At 37.9% G+C, this 20,895-nt stretch carries 16 protein-coding genes; 10 read left to right on the forward strand and 6 right to left on the reverse strand.

From position 1 onward, the window contains the following. Positions 1-3: 3 nt before the first annotated feature. The gene (locus ACTQZM_RS00340; RefSeq protein WP_113827071.1) at positions 4-1,356 is read right to left on the reverse strand and encodes a carbohydrate ABC transporter permease; all 1,353 of its coding nucleotides are present in this window, start codon (positions 1,354-1,356) and stop codon (positions 4-6) included. A 77-nt stretch (positions 1,357-1,433) separates the two neighbouring features. After that, positions 1,434-2,690 (reverse strand): extracellular solute-binding protein, encoded by a 1,257-nt coding sequence (locus ACTQZM_RS00345; protein ID WP_441652530.1) that lies wholly within the window; start codon positions 2,688-2,690, stop codon positions 1,434-1,436. 311 nt (positions 2,691-3,001) lie between these two features. Between ACTQZM_RS00345 and ACTQZM_RS00350 the strand changes: the two genes are divergently transcribed. From ACTQZM_RS00350 to ACTQZM_RS00365, 4 genes are read left to right on the forward strand one after another with little or no spacing between them, the layout of a single operon-like run. Then, positions 3,002-4,765: a glycoside hydrolase family 13 protein gene (locus ACTQZM_RS00350; protein WP_441652531.1), complete on the forward strand. Its 1,764-nt coding sequence runs from the start codon at positions 3,002-3,004 to the stop codon at positions 4,763-4,765. Further along, complete coding sequence (locus ACTQZM_RS00355) at positions 4,765-6,396, forward strand: glycoside hydrolase family 13 protein (protein WP_441652532.1); 1,632 nt, start codon at positions 4,765-4,767, stop codon at positions 6,394-6,396. Before ACTQZM_RS00350 ends, ACTQZM_RS00355 begins: the two co-directional genes overlap by 1 nt. A gap of 2 nt (positions 6,397-6,398) precedes the next feature. Beyond that, the gene (locus tag ACTQZM_RS00360) at positions 6,399-8,027 is read left to right on the forward strand and encodes a glycoside hydrolase family 13 protein (RefSeq protein ID WP_441652533.1); all 1,629 of its coding nucleotides are present in this window, start codon (positions 6,399-6,401) and stop codon (positions 8,025-8,027) included. A 10-nt stretch (positions 8,028-8,037) separates the two neighbouring features. Then, complete coding sequence (locus tag ACTQZM_RS00365; RefSeq protein ID WP_441652534.1) at positions 8,038-8,478, forward strand: NUDIX domain-containing protein; 441 nt, start codon at positions 8,038-8,040, stop codon at positions 8,476-8,478. A gap of 48 nt (positions 8,479-8,526) precedes the next feature. On the opposite strand, the gene ACTQZM_RS00370 is transcribed toward ACTQZM_RS00365, so the two are convergent. After that, complete coding sequence (locus ACTQZM_RS00370) at positions 8,527-8,988, reverse strand: S-ribosylhomocysteine lyase (RefSeq protein ID WP_287852204.1); 462 nt, start codon at positions 8,986-8,988, stop codon at positions 8,527-8,529. A 155-nt stretch (positions 8,989-9,143) separates the two neighbouring features. Here ACTQZM_RS00370 and ACTQZM_RS00375 point away from each other — a divergent pair, with 155 nt between their 5' ends. From ACTQZM_RS00375 to ACTQZM_RS00390, 4 genes are all read left to right on the forward strand, one after another. Continuing rightward, a complete protein-coding gene (locus tag ACTQZM_RS00375; protein WP_441652535.1) occupies positions 9,144-10,202 on the forward strand; it encodes an aspartate-semialdehyde dehydrogenase in 1,059 nt (352 codons plus the stop codon). 197 nt (positions 10,203-10,399) lie between these two features. Beyond that, complete coding sequence (locus ACTQZM_RS00380) at positions 10,400-12,088, forward strand: ribonuclease J (RefSeq protein ID WP_441652536.1); 1,689 nt, start codon at positions 10,400-10,402, stop codon at positions 12,086-12,088. 570 nt (positions 12,089-12,658) lie between these two features. After that, positions 12,659-13,990 carry a DRTGG domain-containing protein gene (locus ACTQZM_RS00385; RefSeq protein WP_243197827.1) on the forward strand — a complete coding sequence of 444 codons (1,332 nt, stop codon included), beginning with the start codon at positions 12,659-12,661 and terminating at the stop codon, positions 13,988-13,990. A 14-nt stretch (positions 13,991-14,004) separates the two neighbouring features. Continuing rightward, entirely contained in the window at positions 14,005-14,964 is a 960-nt protein-coding gene (locus tag ACTQZM_RS00390; protein ID WP_171333364.1) for a DHH family phosphoesterase, read from the forward strand. A gap of 685 nt (positions 14,965-15,649) precedes the next feature. Here ACTQZM_RS00390 and dapF read toward each other — a convergent pair. From dapF to ACTQZM_RS00405, 3 genes are read right to left on the reverse strand one after another with little or no spacing between them, the layout of a single operon-like run. Continuing rightward, the gene (gene dapF / locus ACTQZM_RS00395; protein ID WP_171335945.1) at positions 15,650-16,480 is read right to left on the reverse strand and encodes a diaminopimelate epimerase; all 831 of its coding nucleotides are present in this window, start codon (positions 16,478-16,480) and stop codon (positions 15,650-15,652) included. A gap of 17 nt (positions 16,481-16,497) precedes the next feature. Next, positions 16,498-17,793 carry a diaminopimelate decarboxylase gene (gene lysA, locus ACTQZM_RS00400; RefSeq protein WP_441652537.1) on the reverse strand — a complete coding sequence of 432 codons (1,296 nt, stop codon included), beginning with the start codon at positions 17,791-17,793 and terminating at the stop codon, positions 16,498-16,500. Positions 17,794-17,804: 11 nt separating this feature from the next. Beyond that, the gene (locus ACTQZM_RS00405) at positions 17,805-18,959 is read right to left on the reverse strand and encodes a M20 metallopeptidase family protein (protein ID WP_441652538.1); all 1,155 of its coding nucleotides are present in this window, start codon (positions 18,957-18,959) and stop codon (positions 17,805-17,807) included. 255 nt (positions 18,960-19,214) lie between these two features. On the opposite strand from ACTQZM_RS00405, the gene dapA reads away from it, so the two are divergent. Beyond that, positions 19,215-20,096 carry a 4-hydroxy-tetrahydrodipicolinate synthase gene (gene dapA / locus ACTQZM_RS00410; protein ID WP_441652539.1) on the forward strand — a complete coding sequence of 294 codons (882 nt, stop codon included), beginning with the start codon at positions 19,215-19,217 and terminating at the stop codon, positions 20,094-20,096. 32 nt (positions 20,097-20,128) lie between these two features. After that, positions 20,129-20,887 carry a 4-hydroxy-tetrahydrodipicolinate reductase gene (gene dapB, locus ACTQZM_RS00415; RefSeq protein ID WP_441652540.1) on the forward strand — a complete coding sequence of 253 codons (759 nt, stop codon included), beginning with the start codon at positions 20,129-20,131 and terminating at the stop codon, positions 20,885-20,887. Positions 20,888-20,895 lie beyond the last annotated feature (8 nt).

Here is a 20,895-nt window from a genome sequence, read left to right on the forward strand (position 1 = left end):
TGTTTAGCCCTCCTTAAATGAATTTGTTCTAGTGTAGGCTGCTAAACTAAAGACAGCTGAAAGAATAAAGATTAAGATACCGATAACAGAAGCTAAGTTATAGTCCATTGTATCTACGGTTAATTTATATAACCAGGTAACGAGCAAGTCTGTACTACCGGCACCATAGAAATCTGAGTTAGATGGGCCACCACCAGTTAATAAGTAGATGACGTTGAAGTTATTGATATTGCCGACTAATTGTTGAATCAATGAAGGCATCATAACAAATAAAATTTGTGGGAATGTGATGCTTCTAAAGATTTGGAAACTATTTGCACCATCAATGCGAGCCGCTTCGATTTGGTCAGTTGGTAAGTTTTGTAAAATACCAGTAGTGATAATCATTGTTACCGGAATCCCAATCCACATATTGACAAAGATAATTGAGAATTTTGCCCAAGTTGGATCAGTTAAGAAAGGTAAGGCTGATTTGATAATCCCTAAATTCATCAAAGTTGAGTTGATTGGACCTGCATCGTTTAAAAGGTTACGCATAATCAACAAGGAAACGAATTGAGGGACGGCCATCGTTAAGACAAATAGGGTACGCCAAATTTTCTTTCCTTTGATGCCTTTAGTGTTGATTAATAAGGCAAGAATCACGCCAAAGATGAAACAAGTGACAGTTGCCATAACCGCCCAAACCAACGTCCATACTAATACTGGGAAGAAAGTAGAAGCCATATCCCCAGTAATGACATTACCAAAGTTTTTGAATGCCACCCAAGTAAAGAGTTGTTTTGGTGGGAGATGATTGTGATCATAGTTCGTAAACGCAATCGAAATCATGTATAACAACGGTAAAATGGTAAATAATAGCACACCAAGTAAAGGAATGGTCATCAAAGTTGCGTGGAAGCGTTCGTTGAGTAAAGATCTTAAATCATCACGAGTGGTAGGAATAGGTTTGTTCTCTTGTTTTAATTCATAAAGTTTGCGTGCGCTCTTTAAGTTGACGATGTAAAGATAAATCATCATCGCACAAGTTAAGATGGCTGCGATACCGAATAGCAAGATTAACATGGAGTTGTCGCCTTTTTGTAAGACTTCAATACCTAAATCTTCATTATAGACTAATCCTTGTTTTTTCGTACCAAGTGTTTGTAACATTGCTAGAGCGGTCACTCCATTACGAATTAACCAAAAGAAGAAAAGAATTTCTGAACCTAAGAAGAGTAAGCCTTTTGGAATTTGCTTGTTACATAAATTAGCCGTTCCCATAAATAGAAAAGATAGTTTAGTTGGTAAATCGCCCTGTTTAAATAGTTCTCTAAAAGTCATTTTTTTAGGGTGAGAAAGCATTTTTTGAGACATAAGATTCACGCCTTTTCATAAGATATAATGAAATGTTATCTGCAGGAAATCCCCGCAGATAACATTAGAAAGTTCAATTATTTAGCTTCTTTAGAGATATCTTCAACGAATTTATCTAATTTAGCTTGATATTGGTCACTAGCAATTTTACCTTTGTAAGTATCGTTAATTAAAGCATCCATTGCTGGCCAGAATGAAACCATTTCAGGTAATTTAGGCATAACAACTGAGTGAGCTTCATCAGACATTGCTAAGACAGCTTTTGCGACATCATCACTTTGAACTGCTTCAGATTCTTGAGCGGCTTTGTTAGATGGGATGATACCATGGTTCTTGAATAATTCTTCTTGTGCTTTTTCACCACTGATGTAGTTTGCTAAAGCCATCGCAGCTAGTGGATGTTTTGTTTGTTGGTTAACCCCGAATAATTTCACACCTAAGAAAGCTTTCATAGGAACTTCGCCATTACCAAAGTCAACTGTTGGATAAGCTGCAACGCCCATCTTGTCGCCTAAACCTTTTTTCACATCGTTTTTAGACCATGGACCTGAAAGGAAGGCACTTGTTTCACCTGAAGAAAGTTTTGCAATCGCTGTTTCGCTTGATTGAACAACCCCTGGATTTGATTTTTGTTTAGCAATCCAGTCAAGTACTTGCACACCTTTTTCATTGTTGAAGTCAGTACCTTTTAGATCTTCACCATTTTTACCAAATAATACATCACCATTACTCATAAATAATGGGGCGAAGATGTAGTTGGCACCATTTTCACCAAAGTTGGTACCTAATTTACCTTTTGTTGTGATTCCTGTCCAAGTTTTCACATCTTCTTCAGATAAAACAGATTTATTGTAGTAAAGGACTTGAGTTTCTACTCCATATGGGTAAGCGTATAATTCGCCTTTCCAAGATGCCCCTTCAATAGCAGAATCAATATTGTTTTTCTTCACTTCATCTGCGAATTTTGTATTCTTATATAATAGACCTGCTTCAGCCATTTGTCCGACTTGGTCATGTGGTAACATAAAGACATCGGCTGCCTTTTCAGGGTCTTTAGAAACATCTTTTTTCGCATCAGCAGAAGAACCGACTTTGACATCCACTTTAACATCAGGATATTCTTTTTCAAAGTCTTTAACGATTTTGTTGAAAGTGGCTTTTTGTTCGGTATCAATCCATAATTTAATGTGACCTTCTACTTTAGAACTTGAAGCTTTGCCACCATTGTCTGTAGCGCTTTCATTCTTACTTGAATTTCCGCATCCGGCAAGTAGTAATACGCTGGCTCCTAAGGCTACTGTCCCTAGAGCAAATTTTTTGAAGTTAGTTTTCATTCTCAAGACCTCCATTTATTTGAGAAAAATAATTACATGTTTATTATGCAATCGTTTGCGTCTTTTGTCAAATGTTTTTTTCGTATTTTTTTTAAAATATGAAAAAGATAAGGGGATTTTATAAACATAAATTTTAAATACAAATGTTTAAAACAAAGGTAAGTGCTTGGTTTTAAAAGGATTTCTGACTGATTAACAAAACAGATTTGCGATAAAGTGCAACCGATTGCCGTTTTTTGCTTGATTGCGTTTTCGGTTTATGTAATAATAGGGGCGAATCAAATATTTAAATAAAAGGAGAGATTGTATTTATGAATACTTCTGCAATTTATCATCGACCTGAAAGTGAATTTGCTTATCTTTATAATGAAGCAACGATGCACATTCGCTTACAGACCGCCAGAGAAGATGTGAAAGCGGTATACCTTGTTCACGGTGATCCTTATTTGGTGAATAAGGAAAAATGGTTCCAAAAGAAAGTACCTATGCAAAAATTATTGACAACGCAATTGCATGATTATTGGCAAATTAGTGTAGGTGCAAAATTCCGCCGTATTGCTTATGGGTTTATTGTTGAAGGTGTGGATGGCACGACCGCTTTTTATGGAGATCAAGGCATTTTTCCAGCAACGGAAGAATACTTGTCAACACCAAATCTTTATTATCGTTTGCCTTATTTCCACCAAACAGACCGCGTTAAAGTACCTGAATGGGTGAAACAAACAGTATGGTATCAAATTTTCCCAGAACGTTTTGCAAATGGGGATACGACGAATGATCCAAAAGGCACTCTTGCATGGGGAAGCGAAGAACCAACGCCATTTAATTTCTTTGGCGGAGACTTACAGGGGGTACGCGACCATTTAGATCATTTGGTTGATTTAGGAGTGAATGGTTTGTATTTCTGCCCAATCTTTAAAGCGACTTCTAACCATAAATACGATACGGAAGATTACTTTAAAATCGATCCAGCTTTTGGTGATGATGAAACCTTTAAAGCCTTGGTTGAGGAATGTCATGCTCGTGGGATTAAAGTGATGCTGGATGCGGTATTTAATCATATTGGCGATAATTCTCCACAATGGCAAGATGTCATTGAAAATGGGGAAAAATCTAAATATGCTGATTGGTTCCACATTCACGAGTTTCCAGTGAGTTATACAGAAGGGGATAACTTTGAAGATGCTAAAGATTTAACTTATGATACTTTTGCCTTCACGCCGCATATGCCAAAATTAAATACAGCTAATCCTGAAGTGCAAGAATATTTACTTTCAATAGCGAAATACTGGATTGAAAAATTTGATATCGATGCTTGGCGCTTGGATGTTGCCAATGAAGTGGACCACGCGTTTTGGAAGAAATTTAGACAAACTTGTGATGCAGCGAAAAAAGACTTCTATATATTAGGAGAAATTTGGTATTCTTCTCAACGCTGGTTACAAGGTGATGAGTTTGATGCCGTGATGAACTATGCCTTTACCGATGCGATTAAAGCTTACTTTGTAAAAGATGAAATTCCTTTGACAAAGATGGTTGCGCAAATGAACCAACAATTAATGCTCTATCGCATGCAAACGAATCAAGTGCAATTAAACGTTTTAGATTCACATGATACGCCTAGACTATTGACAGAAGTCGCTGGGGATAAAGACTTGGCTCGTCAAATTATGGCTTTCACTTATTTACAAATGGGTGTCCCTTGTATCTACTACGGTACGGAATATGCGATGGAAGGCGAGTTTGACCCTGGTTGCCGCAAATGCATGGTTTGGGATGAAAAAGACCAAGATTTAGAAATGTATGAATTTATGAAATTGTTGGTCGCATTTAGAAAAGAGTATCAACCAATTTTAAGTGAAGGTAGCTTGGAATGGTTAGCCGTCGATGATCGCACAGGAATCGTATCGTTTGCTCGTCAATTGGATGATCGTCTATTAGTCGCAACTTTTAATACAGGTGATCAACCTATTACGATGCCAGTTAGCGAAAGAACAGTTTTAAGTCAAAAAACACAAGAAAATCAAATTTTACCTAAAGGATTTGTCATTACTTACTGGGAAGGTGTGGAATAATGAGTCAAAAACATTGGTGGCAAGAAGTCGTTGTTTATCAAATTTATCCAAGAAGTTTTAAAGATAGTAATGGTGATGGTATCGGGGATTTACCCGGTATCATCGAAAAATTAGACTATCTGGAAAAACTAGGTATCGGTGCGATTTGGTTATCTCCCGTTTATCAGTCGCCAAATGATGATAATGGTTATGATATTTCTGATTATGAAGCGATTATGACTGAGTTTGGGACAATGGAAGATATGGATCGTTTAATTGCCGAAGCGAAAAAACGTAATATTCGTATCATCATGGACTTGGTGGTCAATCATACCTCTGATGAACACGCATGGTTTGTTGAAGCACGCAAATCTAAGGACAACCCTTACCGCGATTACTATGTATGGGCTGATCCAAGTAAAGACGGGGGCGTGCCAAATGGGTTACGTTCGGCCTTTTCTGGTTCAGCTTGGCAATTGGATGAAGCAACAGGACAATATTATTTACATTTATTTAGTAAAAAACAACCTGACTTAAACTGGCAAAATGAAAAAGTCCGTCAAGCAGTCTATCAAATGATGAATTTCTGGATTGATAAAGGCATCGGTGGGTTCCGTATGGATGTGATTGATTTAATCGGTAAAGTACCAGAAAAAGAAATTACCGGAAATGGTCCTCGTTTGCATGAATTTTTACAAGAGATGAATCAAGCGACTTTTGGTAAACATGATTTATTAACCGTCGGCGAAACTTGGGGTGCCACACCAGAAATTGCCAAACTTTATTCAAATCCAGAGCGTCATGAGCTTTCGATGGTTTTCCAATTTGAACATATCGGCTTAGACCAACAAGAAGGCGGCGAAAAATGGGATTTAGCACCGGTTGATTTAGGCAAATTAAAACAAATTTTTGCAAAATGGCAAACCGAGCTAGATAATCAAGGTTGGAATTCACTATTTTGGAATAATCATGACTTACCACGCATGATTTCACGCTGGGGAAATGATGGTCAGTATCGTGTTGAAAGTGCGAAAATGTTAGCGATTCTATTACACATGCAAAAAGGAACACCATATATCTATCAAGGAGAAGAAATCGGCATGACTAACACAGCAATTACCGATATTTCTCAAGCGCGTGATATTGAAACCATTAATATGTATCATGAACGTTTAGCAAATGGCTATGCAAAAGAAGATATTATCCACTCGATTAATGTCAAAGGTCGGGATAATGCTAGACGTCCAGTACAATGGAATAATCATGCCTTTGCCGGTTTTTCAACGGTGGAACCATGGATCGCAGTCAATGATAATTATGAAAAGATTAATGTTGAACAAGCTTTGGCCGATCCTGATTCGATTTTTTACACTTATCAAAAATTAATTGCCCTACGTAAAGCAAACCCAATTATGATTTGGGGCGATTTTGAATTAGTGGATACGCAAGAGGAAGTATTTGCCTACCTACGTAAATATCAAGGCGAAACTTGGCTAGTTGTGACAAACTTCTCTAATGAAGCACATGACTTTAAGTATGATAACGCAAAAGCCAAAGAAATTGTCATTGAAAATATGCCTGTGCAGTTATCAGAATGCTTAGACTTGACCTTAAAACCATGGCAAGCTTTTGTTGTAAAATTGGAGGATTAATAATGGAAAGAAAATGGTGGGAAACTGCGATAGGTTATCAAATCTATCCGCGGAGTTTCTATGATAGCAATAATGATGGTATTGGTGATTTGCAAGGAATCATCGCAAAATTGCCTTATATTAAAGATTTAGGAGTCGATTTCATCTGGATTAATCCAATTTATGCTTCACCAAATGTGGATAATGGCTATGATATTTCTGATTATCAAGCCATTCATCCTGATTTTGGCACGATGGAGGATTTTAAGGAATTACTGACAAAAGCACATGATTTAGGATTGAAGATTGTGATGGATCTGGTCGTTAATCATACGAGTGATCAGCATCCATGGTTTCAAGAAGCGCTAAAAGGCAAGGACAATCCTTATCGTGATTATTACTTATGGGCAGATGCAACACCGGATCGAATGCCGAATGACTGGCAAAGTTTCTTCGGAGGTTCGACTTGGCAATATGATGAAAAATCAAAACAAGCCTATTTCCACATTTTTGCGCCTGAACAACCTGATTTAAATTGGAAAAATCCTAAGGTTCGTGAAGAAATCTATCAAATGATTCGCTGGTGGCTAGATTTAGGCATTGATGGTTTCCGTTTAGATGCGATTAGTCATATCCAAAAAGAGCCATGGGACTTCAAAATTACCGATAATCCATGGGCGCCGTTTATGAATGTGGCGGGAATTGATGAGTATATGCAAGATTTGAAGGAAATTTTTGACGAATATCCGATTGTAACGATTGGTGAAGCAAGTGGTGTGACGAGTAAAAAAGCGGTGAAATGGACCAATCGAGAAGGCTATCTAGATATGATTTTTGAATTAGAACATCAAGTCAGAGAAGGCCAACCTGGTCATGAGCGTATCAATGTGCTCGGATGGAAGAAAGTTGTCAGTCGTTGGCAAAAAGATTTGAATGCGAATGGTTGGAATGCACTCTATGTCGAAAATCATGATAATCCTCGCATCAATTCGATTTTGGGTAATGAAAGCGAACAGTCGGCTAAAGCAATCGCAACGGCTTTTCTATTTATGAAAGGGACACCGTTTATCTATCAAGGACAGGAAATCGGTATGACGAATTTCCCATTTACATCAGTAGAACAATTAGATGCTAAAGATAGTTATAGCCATTATCAAGAATTGTTGAAACAAGGTGTAGAACCATCTGAAGCATTACAACAAATTTGTCATTGGACCAGAGATCATTCCCGGACACCGATGCAATGGCAAGATAGTGATGAAGCTGGGTTTAGCCAAGTACAACCTTGGTTAGCGGTCAATCCAAACTATCAGGAAATCAATGTAGCTGAGCAAGAAGAGCGTCCAGATTCCTTGTTAAACTTTTATAAACAAGCGATTCAGTTGCGCAAAACACCGCTATTTGTCGATGGTAATTATGAGTTGCACTTAGCAGGTCATCCACAAGTCATTGCTTATACACGAAATACGGATGAGCAAAGTGCTTTGGTCTTAGTGAATTTAAGTAATCAAGAAGTTGTGGTAGATTTGCCAAACCGTGTGGTACAACCAACGGCGAAAGTTTTACTAACAAATATCGATGAGCCGAAATTGCAAAAACGCATGACACTTGCGCCATTTGCAGCGATGATTTTTGAATTACCGAATAGATAAAGAGTAAAGAATGAAATATAGTCATGGTGCTTTTAATGTGGTCATTGTAAATCAACGCGTTTTATTAGTGAAACGTCGTGACTTCCCATTATGGGATTTACCTGGTGGTGTAGTTGAATTAGATGAACTTCCTAGTGAAGCGGCCATAAGAGAAATGTATGAGGAAACAGGTTATGAAATTCAGATTGACTATGAATTTGCCCAATATATAGATAAAACTAGAAAGGATTGTCAACATCTTTTCATTAGTCATATTATTAGTGGAGAATTGAAGAGAACAACATCGGAGACACGTGACTTAAGATGGTTTGCACTAAATCGACTTCCTTTATTTATTATTCCTAATAGAAAACGTCAAATTCAAGACGCTCTGACAATAAAGAATTTTGAAGAACATGAGATTAGTGAAAATTGGTTAATATCTCTCATACGAAATTTAGTAAAGAAATAAAAAAAATAGCAATCAACTTCAAATAAGAAGTGATTGCTATTTTTATGATTAAACAAGTCTTTCAAATGGATCGCTGCTAATGCCTTGAGCAAGTACTTGTTTGGCATATTCTTGGGCAGCAAATAAGGAATGGTCGCGATAATTCCCACATTCTTTGGCCGAAACAGCTGGCACATAATCAGTCCCAATGACATGTTTTTCTAAGACAGTTTTAAGGGCGTCACGAATTTCTTCCGTTGAATGTTCACCCCAAACGATTAAGTAAAAACCAGTACGGCAGCCCATTGGTGATAAATCAATCACACCTTCAATATAGTCGCGTAAATTCACGGCTAATAAATGTTCTAAGGTGTGAAGTGCAGCAGTCGGTAAAGCATCGTGATTGGGTTGTAAGAAACGTAAATCAAATTTTTGAATAACTACACCTTGATTGGTTTCCATTCCTGCCATGCGGACGTAAGGTGCTTTGACTTTATTATGATCTAGACTAAAGCTTTCTACTTTTGCCATGTATATCCCTCCAAAATTTCATTTGCATACCCACTATAACAAAGCGTGCTCTTACTTTCAATGAATTTATCGGAAAAAATGTGTGAAAAGACTAGTAAAATTTGAAATATATGTTAAAATAATTAAAAAATATTAATAAAAGGGAGTAATGTCGTGTGGCAAGAGAATATACTGTAGCAGTCGTTGGAGCAACTGGGGCTGTCGGAACAAAAATGATTGAAATGTTGGAGCAATCTACATTACCTATTAAAGCAGTGAAATTATTAGCTTCTAAACGTTCAGCTGGAAAAAAAACCTTCTTCAAAGAGCAAGAATTAACGATTGAAGAATTAGTGCCAGAATCATTTGAAGGTGTGGATTTGGCTTTATTTAGTGCAGGTGGTAGCATTTCAAAAGTCTTTGCGCCAGAAGCTGTGAAACGTGGAGCGGTAGTAGTTGATAATACCAGCTATTTCAGAATGCATGAAGGAATTCCATTGGTTGTGCCTGAGGTAAATAAAGAAGCCTTAAAATCACATAAAGGAATTATCGCCAATCCAAACTGTTCAACGATTCAAATGATGGTTGCCTTAGAGCCTATCCGTCAAAAAGCTGGTTTGGACCGTGTGATTGTTTCTACTTATCAAGCGGTATCGGGTGCTGGTGCGCGTGCGATTGCTGAATTAACAAATCAAGTGAAAGCCTTTAGTGAAGGGACGCCATTAAATGAATTAACGGCTGAAATTTTACCATGTGGTGGCGATAAAAAACACTATCCATTGGCCTTTAATGCTTTGGCGCAAATCGATGTGTTTAGTGATGAAGGTTACACTTATGAAGAGTGGAAAATGGTCAATGAAACGAAGAAAATTATGGAAGATAGCAGCATCAAAGTTTCTGCGACTTGTGTCCGTGTGCCTGTTCTAAGCGGTCATTCTGAATCTGTTTATATTGAAACAAAAACACCATTAACAGTCGAAGAAGTGCGCGATGTATTAAAAGATGCACCAGGAGTCGTTTTAGAAGATGATCCTAGCCAACAAATCTATCCACAAGCGATCAATTCAATTGGCAAGAAAGAAACCTTTGTTGGTCGTATCCGAAAAGATTTAGATGTTGAAAACGGCTTACACTTATGGGTCGTATCTGATAATCTATTGAAAGGCGCAGCTTGGAACTCTGTACAAATCGCCGAAACGTTACATGAAATGGATTTAGTTCGTGTACCTGAATAAAAATTTACCGACTTGTTGATAGGACAGGTCGGTATTTTTGTGTCTAAGGGGATGGATGTTCTCACTTTTGTACGAATAAACCAATGATTTTTTGAATTCTATGAGATAGTTGTATTTTTCTTTTTGTTTTAGTCTTGATTTCATGTATAATAGTAATGATGAGTTAAAGAAATAAAATAAAAATTGAGGTGAAATTTTTGACTAAGATAAATATCATTCCACAAAGCGGGGTCCGTGAAAGTGGAAAAAACCTATACATTGCCGAAGTTGATGAAGATATTTTCGTGCTTGATTGTGGGTTACGCTATCCAGAAAGTGAACTATTAGGAATTGATACGATTATTCCTGATTTTACTTATCTTAGAGACAATAAAGAAAGGATTGCCGGGATCTTTTTAACCCATGGACATCCGGATGCAATCGGAGCGCTTCCTTATCTTTTGGCTGAAGTGAAGGCCCCGGTTTTTGGGACGAAATTAACCATTGAATTAGCGAAATTAAATGTACATCGTTATGAGCCAACTAAACGTTTTAAAGAATTCCATGTGATTGACGAATACACAGAAATTGATTTTGGTCAAACGGTGGTAAGCTTCTTTAGGACGACCCACTCGATTCCTGATTCAGTAGGGGTGAGCTTAAAAACACCAGAGGGCAATATTGTTTATACTGGAGATTTCAAATTTGACCAATCAGCCAGTGAACCTTATCGCACCGATTTTGCCCGTTTAGCCGAAATTGGTAAAGAAGGGGTGCTTGCATTATTAAGTACTTCAAGTAATGCTGAAAATCCTCAACCGATTGCTTCAGAACAAAAAATTGCCGAAGAAGTCTATGATACCATTAATTATTGGGAAGGCCGAATTGTCGTTGCCTGTGTCGCAAGTAACTTACAGCGTGTCCAACAAGTGATTGATGCATGCTATAAAGCGGGTCGTAAAATTGTATTGACGGGTCAAGATTTCGGTCGTATTATTCGAACTGCGATGAAGCTAGGGAAATTAACAGTTCCTGATGAAGATTTATTTATTCCGCAAAAAGAAATGAAAAAATACGCTCCAGAAGAACTATTGATTTTAGAAACAGGTCGTATGGGAGAACCAATCAAATCTTTACAACGCATGGCAAAAGGAACACATCGAACTTTGCGTATTCATGAGGGCGATTTGGTTTATATTACGACTACGCCAACTATTTCGATGGAGACGGTGGTTGCTAAGACTGAAGATATTATTTATCGCGCAGGTGGCACAGTTAAAAATATTTCTGATAATATGTCGGTTTCAGGGCATGCCAATCCAACTGACTTACAATTGATGATGAATCTTTTGAAACCGAAATATTTAATTCCAGTTCAAGGAGAATATCGTCAATTAGTCGCTCATGCAAATCTGGCTAAACAATTAGGTTATGATGATAAACATATTTTAGTGACGGCTAAAGGGGATGTCATCAGCTTGATTAAGGGCCGTTTGATTTTAAATGGTTCAGTTCCGGCTGAAAATGTCATGATTGATGGTAAAGGAGTCGGTGATATTGGGAATATTGTCTTGCGCGACCGCAAAGTATTGTCAGAAGATGGTATCTTTGTAGCAGTGGTTACGATTAATCGCCGCGAGAAAAAAATTATTTCCTCCCCACAAATTACTTCACGTGGCTTTGTCTATGTGAAGGCTAGTCGTGATTTGATGCGTGAGAGTGCCGAAATCGTGCAAGAAATTGTTGAAAGTCATTTACAAGTGCAAGACTTTGATTGGGGCAATCTCAAACAAGATATCCGTGATCAATTGAGTCGCTATCTATTTGAGCAAACACGTCGTCGCCCAGTCATTTTGCCAGTGATTATGGAGTCAAGCAACCGTAAAGGCAAAAATAATCGCTATTAATACTCATAGCCAAGAGAATGTTATCAATGGTTCTCTTGGCTATTTTTGTGGTTAAAATTGAAAGGTCGATGTATATTTTTAGATTCTAATATCGGTGAAAATAATTGGATTATTTAAATAAAAAGATATCTAATGTCAACATTTAACCCTAGGTATCTTTTCCACGTATTGAGTTTCACCTCACGCTAGATATGCCCTCTCTATAGGCAGTCCTGCTATTCTTTTTCTCAACATTAATGATAAATGTTGAGCCCACAGGCGGGTGCAGGCCATATCCACGAGCCCACTAATAAAGCAAATCTATTTTCAGTTCCAATCATAGCGATGGCGCAAATCCTTGTCGATATTTAGGTGTGAAAGTTGCAAAAAACGCTAAACTTGAATCATTTCTCCTGATAGTCTAGAAAATTATTTTTCCCCTCAGAAACTTCCTAAAAAGCATTGTACTTCTGCTAAAATCTGTTACAATAAATGGTGAATACTGTATTAATTTCATCTAAAAAAGTTAGATGTAAACGTTCTATATAATGGATTGTGTTATAACAAAGTACAAGAGGAAGAAGTGAGCAAATGACAACGAAACATGATTTAATTTTATCATATATTGAGCAGTTGCCAGTTGGCGAAAAAATCTCAGTACGCGGAATTGCCAAACAGCTAAAGGTCAGTGAAGGGACTGCCTATCGTGCCATTAAAGAGGCCGAAAATAGCGGTTTAGTTTCGACCATTCAACGGGTAGGAACCATTCGCATTGAACGCAAATTAAAGAAAAATATTGAAAAATTAACCTTTGCAGAAGTAGTAGAGATAATTGAAGGAGATGTGCTTGGCGGTGAGAGTGGTTTAAGTCACGTCCTCAATAAATTTGTAATTGGGGCGATGGAAGTCTCAGCCATTGAACGTTATGTGACACCTGGTTCATTGATGATTGTCGGTAACCGTATCAATGTGCAACGCTTGGCTTTAGAAAATGGCGCAGCGGTACTGATTACTGGTGGTTTTGATACGACAAGTGAGATTGCCAGTCTTGCGGATGAAAAGGGGCTACCAATTTTACGGACGACTTATGATACGTTTACCGTGGCGACGATGATTAACCGAGCTTTAAGCGATCAATTGATTAAAAAAGAAATTATGCTGATTGCCGATATTTATATGCCACTAGAAAAGACGCATTATTTACAAGTTCATGATACGGTGCGTGATTATATTGAATTGGCCGAAACCACCAAACATTCGCGCTTCCCAGTCGTCAATAAAAATATGCGTGTCGTTGGGATTGTGACCACCAAAGATATTTTAGAAAAGAGCGATCATCTCTTAATTGAACGGGTCATGACCAAAGATCCCCGTGTCGTGAAAAAGGAAATGTCGATTGCTTCTGTCAGTCATCAAATGATTTGGGATGGCTTAGAAGTGATGCCGGTGGTTGCCGATGATTTTTCACTATTAGGGATTGTGACACGTCAAGATGTGATGAAGGCGATGCATTTGGTTCAAAGACAGCCGCAAGTATCTGATACGATTGCCGATCAAGTCAATGCGCAAATTCAGATGATTGAAGAAGATGCCCAAGGAAATGCCCTTGAATTGCCAGAGTTTCAATTTACAGTTACGCCACAAATGGTTGATGAATTAGGGACGATTTCTTTTGGGGTGCTTTCAGGATTGATTGCCAATACCGCCAAACAAACCATGATGATTTATAAACGCAAAAATACTTGGATTGAACAAGTGAACTTACATTATTTCAAATTGATTCAGTTAGAAAGCGAGCTGTCAATCAAGCCGCGAATATTAGAGTCAGGTCGCCGTTCTGCCAAACTAGATATGGAAATTTATCTTGAAAATACTTTGGTGGCTAAAGCGATTGTCACTTGTCAAGTCATGGAAAGAGCATAGAAAGTAGGGATAAGATGGATTTACAAACAGCACAAGCAATACTAAATAAAATAAAAGCCTATGATACGATTATTATTCATCGCCATATGCGTCCTGATCCAGATGCCTTAGGTTCGCAAGTGGGATTGGCTGAGATTTTGCGAGCAAGTTTTCCTGAAAAGCAGATTTATCAAGTAGGGAAAACTGTTGATCATTTGGAATATTTAGCAACGATGCAAGAAATAGCTGATGAGGTTTATCAAGATTCACTCGTGATTGTCACTGATACCGCCAATGCACCGCGAATTAGTGATGAGCGTTATCATCTAGGAAAAGAATTAATTAAAATTGATCATCATCCAAATGACGAACCTTATGGCGATTTGGTCTATGTAGATACGACTGCAAGTAGTTGTAGCGAGATTATTTGTGATTTTTATCAACAATTAGCGGATGAATTAACGATGACTACGAAGGCTGCACGCTTGCTCTATGCTGGTATTGTAGGTGATACGGGTAGATTTTTATATCCAGCAACGACGGCAAAAACGCTGCGGATTGCTAGCTTTTTAAGAGAATTTGACTTTGATGCGACGTTATTAAATCGCCAAATCTCACAAATTAGTTTAGCCGTATCTAAGTTAGTGGGGTATGTTTATCAAAATCTTGAAATAGATGAAAATGGGGCGGCTTGTTGCTACTTATCACAAGCAGTATTGCAAGAGTATCAAGTAGATGATGCTAAGACTGCGCATTTGGTGCCATTGCCTGGAGAAATTGAACAAGTCCAAGCCTGGGCATTATTTGTCGAGCAACCAGAAGGCTATTATCGTGTGCGTTTGCGTTCTAAAACTAAGCCTATCAACGAAATCGCGAAACGTCATCATGGGGGTGGCCATCCATTAGCGAGTGGTGCCAATGCCTATAGTTTGGAAGAAGCCCAAGAAATCTATCAAGAAATAAAAGATGTGTTAAAAAATAGTCATAAAGAATAACTTTTTTATTGGTTCTTTAAAGACGCGTTTCAAAATTTTTGAATAATATCTTCTCCTATTTTATTAATCTATGTAAAAAAATAAATTTACTTAAAGAGGCGTATAAAATTATGGATCATATAGAAATTTATGTCAGTGACTTAGGAGAATCTTTTCATTCTATAGTTGGTTATTTCCCAAGCTTGGTTTTAAAGTCTTTCAAGAATGGGATGAGTGATTTTTATATCGAAAAAATGATTTTTACATTGTTTTTATTCAGACGAAGGGTCAGTATTTGCCTTCTACATACCATAGATGTCATGTAGGACTAAATCACTTAGCTTTTCATTGTGACAAAATAGAGATGATTGATCATATTCATCAGTATTGTTTGGATAATCATTTGACATTGTTGTACGAAGAATATTATCCATATGCTGCAGGTAAAGAATTTTATGCAGTTTTTTTTGAAGATCCAGATAGAATAAAAATTGAAGTCAGGTTAAGAAAAGATTAGGGGAGATATCAGGAAACGAATGATAATTTTATCTTGATAATGTCGTATATAAGCAAAACTATCAGGTTAAATTAATTTTTTTAATAATGATAAAAATCCGAATGTTCAACTTGAGTATGAATTCAATCATTGCTGAACATTCGGATATTTTTTTGTTATACCGAAATATTAGTCTATTACTTCTCTATTTTAGTTCATCACATTTTGTTCGATATCTTCATCCATAATTTCGCCTTTGGTAATAATATTGGTATCCCCAATTAAGAAGAGTCCGTCTGGTGTGACTTTGACTTTTAAGGTACCACCAAGTACATGAATCGTGACTTCTTCTGGTTGGACTAAACCTTTTTGTGCCAGGATATAGGCAGTTGAGCCGCTACCTGTGCCACAAGCTAAGGTGAAATCTTCTACGCCGCGCTCAAAGGTTCGAACCACGACTTCTTGATTTTCCAATACTTCATAAAAATTTACATTGGCTCCTTTAGGCAAGTAGTCCCAATAACGTAAACTTTTAGCCAAAGCTTGAATCGATGCTAATGGCGTGATACTCAAATTTTCATAAGGGACTACCAAATGAGGAATGCCAGGATCACCCAATTCGACATAATCGACTAAGAAATCATTAAACATCAAAGCTTCTTGGATATTAGCTGGATCATTTAATTGCACTTGATAGTTGCGTTGGTCTAAACGTTTGGCATAAACCATCCCCGCAACTGTTTCGATTTGCATTTCTTCATTTGCCAGTTGGTTTTCAAAAGCATAGCGCGCCAAACAACGAGCACCATTGCCACACATTTCAGCTTCGGTACCATCTGCGTTGAAGAAAATCATGCGAAAATCGCCACCTTTTTGAGGAGTATCTACTACCATTAAGGCATCTGAACCCACAGAAATTTTACGTTGGCAGATTTGTTTGGCTAATTTGACTAAGGTTTCATAAGGAAATTTTAATTCAATGTTATTAATAATGATAAAGTCATTGCCGGTACCTTGCATTTTGTAAAAAGGAATTTGCATCATTTCACACTCACTTTCTATAAAAAATCAGGAATCAATTCATTTTGGATCATTTGTTCATAGCTTTGGCGTTTGACGATTAAAGCATCTTGTCCGTCTTTCACTAATACGACTGCTGGAATGGGTAGTTTATTATAGTTGCTAGCCATGGAATAGCCATAAGCCCCCGTTGTAAAGGTAGCAAAAATATCACCTGTTTCAACTTTTGGTACGGCTAAGTCTTTTACCAAAATATCGGTACTTTCGCAGGCTTTTCCAGAGATGGTTACTTTTTCTGTTTTTGCTTCATCGGCTTTGTTGGCAATGACTCCGGTATAAGTTGCATCATATAAGCCTGGGCGAATGTTATCAGTCATCCCACCATCAATGGCAGCATAAGTACGGATGCCTGGTAAAGTCTTAATTTCGCCAATTGTGTGTAAGCTAATGCCAGCTTCGGCCACAATACTTCGACCAGGCTCGATGACGATATTTGGACGTGGAAAATCATGTTTTCGACAAAAGCTTTCCGTTAATTCCATCAAAGGTGTTAGGAAGTATTCGTATGGTTGGCGGAGTTCATCTGGTAAGTATTTCACACCAAAGCCACCGCCGTAATTCAATTCTTTAATCGTATAGTTTAGACGTTTTCGCACTTCTAAGGCCAAATCTAAGGCAATTTTCGCTGCAGCTAGATGCGCGCTATTGTCTTTTAACTGACTCCCTACATGGAAATGGAAACCATAAAATTCAATATTGCTAGCATCAATGGCTTTTTGAATGGTTGGCCATAAAATCTCTTCATCAAGCGGAATCCCAAATTTGGAATCTTTTTGACCGGTTGAAATATAGCTATGGGTTTGCACATTCACTTCAGGGGTAATTCTAAACAAGACTTTGGCTGTGGTTTGTTTTTCACTTGCAAGTTTTTGAATGCGTTCAATTTCTTGTAACCCATCAACGATAATCCGCCCTACACCATAATCTAAAGCCAGACTTAATTCTTCATCAGATTTATTATTACCATTAAATTCGATATGCTCGGCTGGAAAATCAGCTTGGATGGCGGTATATAGTTCCCCACCACTGACTACATCGATACAAAAACCTTCACGAGCCATGATTTTATACATTGCAAGTGTAGAAAAAGCCTTTGAAGCGTAGGCCACACGCGTATTTGGATAGCGATTGGTAAAGGCAGCTTTTAACTGATTACATTCTGATACAATCGCGTTTTCTGAAAAGACATAGAGTGGGGTGCCATATTTTTGGGCTAATGCAACTGTGTCGCACCCATCAAAATATAAATGATGATTTTTTACTTCAAAATTCATTGCAGGACTCCTTATTGATTTAATTCTTTCATTAATTGACGGTAACATTCCACGCCGCCGAGTAAATATTCTTCATTAAATTGTAGTTGATCACTGTGTAAAGGATGCGTATAGCCTAATGCTTCATTGCGAATGCCTACGAAGAAAAAGAGACTTGGCACCTTTTGCTGGTACATTGAGAAGTCTTCAGCGAGCATATAAGGCGGGGTCGTGACATAGCTATCCCCAACAATTTTTTCTAAGGCTGCGACCATTTGTGCATCATTATCTACCACACGATACATATGATTAAAGGTTACTTCAGCTTCACAACCATATCCTTTGGCGATGTTTTGCGCGATTTCTTCAATGCGACGGGTCATCGTTTCATAAACTTCATCGCTAAATGCGCGCATCGTTCCTTCAATTTTGACTTCTTGGGCAATAATATTCATCGCATCGCCACCGGTAATCTTACCAAAAGTGAGGACGGCTGAATCCATTGGCGAAAGATTGCGTGAAATAATTGTATGTAGGCCTGAAATCACCGCGCTAGTAGCAACAATCGCATCAGCCCCGATTTGTGGTTGCGCCCCGTGTGCACTCTTACCTTTGATTGTGATGTAGACCTCGCCATTTCTTGCCATCATTGGTCCTTTACGACAGGCGATGATTCCTTCGTCAAATTCTGGAAAGACGTGTAAGCCAATCATTTGTTCAATGCCATATTTTTCAAAAAGCCCGGCATCGATTAAAAGTTGGGCACCGCCAGGACCTTCTTCAGCTGGTTGAAAGACTAAGACGATGGTACCGATAATTTCTTGCGGATGTGTGGCAAGATATTGTGCAAAGCCTAGCATGGTAGCCATATGTCCATCATGACCACAAGCATGCATCTTACCAGGATGAGTGCTTTGAAAGGCTAAGTCAGTATTTTCAGTAATCGGTAAAGCATCGATATCGGTACGAAAGCCTAATGTCTTGCCTTCTTTGCTGCCTTTGAAAATTGCGACCAGCCCAGTATCTAATATTTCATGGATTTCAATATTGGGTAGTTGTTGCAAAAAATTGTATAAATATTCTTTTGTTTTATATTCGGATAAACCTAATTCAGGAATTTGATGAAGCGCACGTCGATGTTTCGTCACTAGATCTTTGAGTTGCGCTACGTCTTGAGAAATCAGCATTTTTATGCAAACCTCCTTAGGGATTTTTCTTGTGATATATTCATTAGCATATTAATTATTAAGATTGAATGCAACTAACCTGCTTATTTTTGAAAAATTTTTTGCAGAAATTAGTGAATATTCCTTGCTAAGTATTTACATTATATAATATAATTAGAGCAATTCATATTGTTTTGTTAGTATTTTTTCATTTTATTGTCTGAAAACTAATGAAAATGAACAATTAATGATAAATTTGAAAGGAAGTGTCAAAAAGTGGCAATTTTTACAGGTGCAGGAATCGCGCTGATTACCCCAATGTTAGCAGATGGAACGGTGGATTTCGATAAGTTAAAAGAGCTAGCTGAATGGCATGTACAACAAGGAGCCGACGCCATTATCGCGTGTGGGACAACAGGAGAAGCTTCAACTTTAGACGATCAAGAACATATCGCCGTGATTGAGGCAGTGGTCAAACAAGTAAATGGCCGTATTCCAGTCATTGGTGGGACAGGTTCTAATAATACTCAACACGGGATTGAATTATCTCAAGCAGCCCAAAGAGTTGGGGCCGATGCATTATTGGTCGTGACACCATACTATAATAAAGCAACGAAGAAAAGCATTATCAAACATTATCAAGCAATTTGTGCCAGTGTTGATTTACCGGTTATTTTATACTCAGTGGCTTCACGGACAGGGATGAATTTGACTCCGGCGATTGTCAAAGAATTAAAAGTAATTCCTAATGTTGTCGGTATTAAAGAAGCAAGTGGGGATATTTCACAAATTGTGGAGATTGCGCGTCTGGTTGATGAGGACTTTGCGCTTTATTCAGGAAATGATGATCAAGTTCTTCCATTATTGTCTGTGGGTGGTTCAGGTGTGATTTCTACGATTGGTAATATTGCACCAAAACAAACTTCGCAAATGGTGCATGATTATTTAGAAGGTCAAACAAAAGCAGCCTTAGCCGTACAATTAGCACAAAAACCATTAATTGATGCGATTTTTAGCGAGGTTAATCCAGTGCCGATTAAAAAAGCAGTCGGTATGCTTAAAGGCTATGATACCTACTATCGCTTACCACTAGACCAACCAGAAGATACAACTGTCGAATTATTAGAAAATGAAATGAAAAAATATGGGTTATTATAGGTATTAGAAGTGACGATAGAAAGGATAAAAATATGTTAAAGATTATTTTAAGTGGTTGTCATGGTAAGATGGGCAAAGTCTTACAGTCCATGATTGCGGCTAAAGAAGAAATGACAGTCGTAGCTGGCATTGATCAAAATACGGATTTACCTAGTGATTTTCCAGTTTATGCGCAATTAGCACAAGTCCAAGAAACAGCGGATGTCGTGATTGATTTTTCACACTTTTCAGCTGTGACGCAGTTAGTCAATGATGCCAAATCCTTACACTTGCCAGTTGTTGTTGCTACTACAGGGTTAACGCCAGACATTCAAGCAACGATTGACCAAGCAAGTGAAGAGATTGCGATTTTTCAGTCGGCGAATATGTCTTTAGGGATTAATGTCTTGATTAAGGCCTTGCAAGCAGTGACACCAATTTTAGAAAAAGATTATGATATTGAAATGATTGAAAAACATCATAATCAGAAAAAAGATGCACCGAGTGGAACGGCTTTATTATTGGCGGATAGCATCAATGAAGTTTGTCAGGAGAAAAAAGAATATATCTATGACCGCACGCCAAAAGATGAAGCGCGCCAAACGAGTGAATTAGGGATTTCAGTGGTGCGTGGAGGCACGATTCCTGGTGAGCATATCGTGATTTATGCGGGTGAAGATGAGATTTTAGAATTTAAACACACCGCTTTATCACGCAATATTTTTGCCAAAGGTGCCCTTGAAGCAGCCGAATTTCTTGCCAAACAGCCAAGTGGCAAATATAATATGGCTGATTTAGTGAATCAAAATTAAGAATTTAT

This window comes from Enterococcus cecorum (assembly GCF_052119425.1).
Classification (GTDB): domain Bacteria; phylum Bacillota; class Bacilli; order Lactobacillales; family Enterococcaceae; genus Enterococcus_E; species Enterococcus_E cecorum_C.